General features: G+C 39.4%; 2 protein-coding genes and 1 pseudogene. All 3 read right to left on the bottom strand.

Going from position 1 to position 2,872, the window contains the following annotated elements; all coding sequences use genetic code 11:
• Window positions 1-267 precede the first annotated feature (267 nt).
• Window positions 268-1,062: a (Fe-S)-binding protein gene (locus tag B2X72_RS11385; RefSeq protein ID WP_286849650.1), complete on the bottom strand. Its 795-nt coding sequence runs from the start codon at window positions 1,060-1,062 to the stop codon at window positions 268-270.
• 7 nt (window positions 1,063-1,069) lie between these two features.
• Window positions 1,070-2,368: a 4Fe-4S dicluster domain-containing protein gene (locus B2X72_RS11380; protein ID WP_088160854.1), complete on the bottom strand. Its 1,299-nt coding sequence runs from the start codon at window positions 2,366-2,368 to the stop codon at window positions 1,070-1,072.
• 193 nt (window positions 2,369-2,561) lie between these two features.
• Window positions 2,562-2,872 (bottom strand): annotated as a pseudogene (locus tag B2X72_RS11375) (TetR/AcrR family transcriptional regulator); the annotation flags it as partial.

The raw sequence follows: 2,872 nt of genomic DNA, 5'->3' as shown, positions 1-2,872 counted from the left end.
TTTTTTTCAATGGTTAATTTTTGAACAACATTTTAGAAGAAATGAACAACAATCAATCGAATTAGAGGTGATACCTTTGTTATGGCTAGATGTTAGAGTTGTTTGATCAGCATAAATACAGCGCTGATCTTCGATTCGGGGGAATCCCCTATATTTTAACCGGCTTTGGGATTCCCCTAATTTAAGCGTGGACAGGAGATATTCTTCTCCCTACACAAAAGGCCCGATCGTATGATCGGGCCTCTTTTATTTCGTAATTAATGTAATTTACAATTGATTTGCTCGGGCAGTTATTTCCGCAATGTCCAACACCTCAATCTCTGATTCTTTTTCTTTTATTTTTACGCCATCTTTTAACATCGTCATACAGAAAGGACATGCTGCAGCGACAACTTGAGGCTTTGCATCGATGACTTCTTCGATACGTTCGATGTTAATGTCTTTTGCTCCGGGCTCTGGTTCTTTGAACATTTGTCCGCCCCCAGCACCACAGCAAAGTCCATTGCTCTTACAACGTTTCAGTTCGATCAACTGGGTATCCAAGCTTTCCAATACTTTTCTCGGTGCCTCATAGACCTCATTTGCACGGCCAAGATAACAGGGATCATGATAGGTTATCTTCTTTCCTTTGAATACGTTGTTATCCGCTGGTTTTAATTTTCCTTCATCGATCAGGTTTTGGATCAATTGTGTATGATGAATGACCTCATAGTTACCACCTAGGGATGGATACTCATTTTTCAAGGTATTGAAACAGTGTGGGCAAGCCGTTACTATTTTTTTGATTTCATAGCCATTGAGTACTTCGATGTTCATCATGGCCTGCATTTGAAATAGAAATTCGTTTCCACTTCTTTTGGCAGGATCACCTGTACAACTTTCTTCTGTACCTAAGATGGCATATTTTAAACCGACATGTTGTAATATTCTGCAGATATCGCGCGTAATTTTCTGTGCACGTTCGTCAAAACTCCCTGCACAACCTACCCAAAATAGTATATCAGGAGTTTCTCCTTTGGCCAACAGTTCTGCAACTGTGGGAACTTTTAATTCATTTTCCATCATAAAACTATTGTTGTTGAGTCCAATTGGCGCGGTCCAATTGCGCATATTTCCATGGGGCACCATTGTTCTCAATATTTCCAAACATATTGTTAATACTCGCAGGAGCTTGTGATTCTTCCATAACAGCAAAGCGGCGTAGCTCAATAATAATATCCAAAGGATTAATATTGACCGGGCATTGTTCTACACATGCATTACAGCTTGTACAGGCCCATAACTCTTCTCGACTGATGTAAGTGTCAATGAGAGATTTTCCGTCATCCTGAAAGCTTCCATTTGTTTTGATATTCGTACCGACTTCAGTGAGTCGATCCCGTGTATCCATCATGATTTTTCGTGGGGACAGCAGCTTTCCCGTTATATTTGCGGGGCAGGAAGATGTACAACGTCCACATTCAGTACAGGTATATGCATCCAATAAGCTCTTCCAGGTTAAATCCTGGACATCTTTGGCTCCAAAGCGTGCATTTGCATCTGCTGGAGGCGGGGTGAAACTCGGATCAAGCATTGCCTTAACCTCATTGGTCACAGCTGGCATATTGGATAGTTTGCCTTTTGCGTTCAGATTAGAAAAATAGGTGTTCGGAAAAGCCAAAATAATATGAAGGTGCTTGGAATAGGGGAGGTAGTTTAAGAAGGCAAGTACACCTAGGATATGAAACCACCAACAAGACCGCTCTATTAAAAATAAGGCCTCCGTCGAAGTAGGAAGGTATGGAAGAAGATAATGGCTTACTGGAAAGGAACCTGCCGATTTAAAATGTGCAAAGCCATAGAGTTGCAATTTAAGATCAGAAGCGTTCATCAGCAGGAAAGCCGACATTAAAAGAATCTCTGTGATTAAAATAATATTTGCATCCGTCTTGGGCCAATGTTTCAATTCCGCGCTATTTAAGCGAGCTACTTTAGCAATATTTCTCCGAAATAAAAAGATGAGACAGGATACCAGTACACCCAGCGCGAGCCATTCAAATGCCCCAATCAGGAAATTATAAAAACTCCCTAGAAATGAAAAGATACGATGTGTACCAAAAAGCCCGTCGATGACAATCTCCAACATCTCAATATTGATGATGACAAATCCAAGGTATACAAATAAATGTAGGACTGCGGGGAAAATACGCTTAAACATTTTCTTTTGACCAAAGGCGACGAGGAACATCATTTTCCAACGCTCCGCGGATCTGTCCGAACGATCTGCCGGTCTGCCTAGCTTGATATTACGATAAATCTGTTGTGCATTTTTGCTAAAAAGAAACAATGCTACAGCGAAACAAACCGCAAATATTAGTTGACCTATCATATGCTTGTATCTTGGTTATAAACAAATATACTATATTATTTTGTTATGCTAACATAGTAAAAATAAATCAAAAATGAGGACCTAACACGATAAATTATTGGAAATTTTTAATGGTGAATTTAGGCTGTAATGAAAAACGTCCAAGAAGGAATTATTTCTTCTTGGACGTTTTCTCTAGTTGTATCTGAGTAGACTACAGCTCAACATCAGAAAATGTCTGTTCTAATATTTTACGCATCGTTTTCTGAATTCGTTCTTTTCCTGCTTCGGTATTTACATCAATACCGCAAAATGTACTACCTGTAGATTTTGCCTGAAGGCTCAAATAATAAATTGAACTGACTAAAATCGCTAATGTCGCTCTAAGGTCGTTTTCGGAGTTTTCGAATTTTGAATCGACATGTTTAAATAGTTCTTCGCCGAGCAATTCTCTTCTGTCGGCTATATTTTTAAGCGCTTTTGTTTTTTCGCCCAGTCCCCAATGAATAACTTTTTGCTTCGTCT

The organism is Sphingobacterium sp. UBA7253, assembly GCF_002472745.1.
In the GTDB taxonomy this organism is placed as follows: Bacteria; Bacteroidota; Bacteroidia; order Sphingobacteriales; family Sphingobacteriaceae; genus Sphingobacterium; species Sphingobacterium siyangense.
The sequence above is the reverse complement of the archived record's forward strand: the minus strand, read 5'-3'. Positions and strand labels throughout refer to the sequence as shown.